This window comes from Pararcticibacter amylolyticus (assembly GCF_003130405.1).
Lineage (GTDB): Bacteria > Bacteroidota > Bacteroidia > Sphingobacteriales > Sphingobacteriaceae > Arcticibacter > Arcticibacter amylolyticus.
On record NZ_QEAS01000071.1, the window covers coordinates 1 to 1,426 of the forward strand.

Annotated in this window: 2 protein-coding genes; one reads left to right on the top strand and one right to left on the bottom strand. The window is 40.7% G+C overall.

Annotated elements, in window-relative coordinates:
* A partial coding sequence (locus DDR33_RS25080; RefSeq protein ID WP_146198882.1) for a hypothetical protein occupies positions 1-277 on the bottom strand: 277 nt, incomplete at its 3' end.
* A 544-nt stretch (positions 278-821) separates the two neighbouring features.
* Between DDR33_RS25080 and DDR33_RS25085 the strand changes: the two genes are divergently transcribed.
* On the top strand, positions 822-1,426 hold a 605-nt coding region (locus DDR33_RS25085), incomplete at its 3' end, for a hypothetical protein (RefSeq protein ID WP_202913852.1).

Below are 1,426 nucleotides of genomic sequence, written 5' to 3' on the forward strand. Positions count from 1 at the left end.
CATAAGAGGTGTGTACACCGGTATGGTTAACAAATTCCATAGCCATGTTGCCATTTCCGATTTGACCAAGCCGGAGTTGCTCAAAATTATACAATCCCGGGATGAGAATCTGTTTACCGGATATTGCATTTCCCTGTTCACCCAGCTGTAACCCTGTCGTCGGATTAGTAGTCCCGATACCTACGTTACTGCCATCCGTTGGAAAAACACTTTGGCTGAAAACACAAACAAGAGGTGATAGCGCTAAAAAACCGATTATTGTTATTATTTTTTTCATATTAATGATTAAAAGAAGAATGATCAGTACCTATGGTAGGTCTCCATTTAACTCCACGCAAACAAATTCAATAAGGATAAAAGATAGCATCAGTTCTTCTTACGGTTTTAAATTATAACTGCTTACTGATATCCTGGCCCACACCGGACAGCACAGTCGAACACATTAGTAAAATGGCAAGTTTCTGCCGGTATAGCTTCATATGAAGTCCTTTCATTTGTCTTTTCGATTTCCGGTGCTAAAGTGGGGAGTTATACTGCGGTTAAACCGCAGTTAAATATCTTCTTGATACTTTTTCATCTGCATTAATAAACATTTTGCATTTATCCACTTTACTAACACGCTTTCTTATTGGGGCACTTCCCCTTTGGATGCTAGCTTAATATCACCGCGAAGATGTACACCTAAGGCCAATACATGGGAACACGTTATTCTTCAACTCATCAACAGCAAAAACAATCAGATGTGATTAAAACAACCACTGCGCTCAAACCGCAGTAAAGCCTATTATACTAGCGGCTTAAATTCAGAAAAAAGAAATTACATGAAAACATTAATCTTATTATTACTCTCGCTTTCTTTGGTTGTCAAAACAGCCAGTGCTCAAAACTCCGGCTCTATATTTGTAGGTGGCGATTTTGACAAATTTTACCCGGTTGTTTTTGGCGACCCTTTCTCTATCGCTGGTGAATTAGAACTAAACCGGCCCCAAGTACATCAAGATGGAGACTGGCACGGATCATTGATCGCAAAATTCAGGTTCCATACGACTAATTGGGGCCATGGCTCCCAATTTATTGATGCAGATATCAGGCAATATGCTCCCTACCTTCCCGGAGACAACAAATTTATCGCTGGATGGACAGATGCAACTCGCGATAATAGCTCATGTAGTATTATTATCTGGTTACGAGGTGCTACTCATTATGATTATCGGACCAATGCAGCGGCAACGCCAACTGTTTATGACGGTACTCAAAATCCCCTCCCGTTTAATGAAGTGAACGGGCCATCTCACAGCTTCAAAACCTCAATTGAGCCATATGTTAATTCAACAGGTATGTCAAATGAAGGTACGGTTAACTTCAATGGAAACGGCACCAATACGTTCATGGGATCAGTTAGTATAGGCGGTTATGATGCTCATGG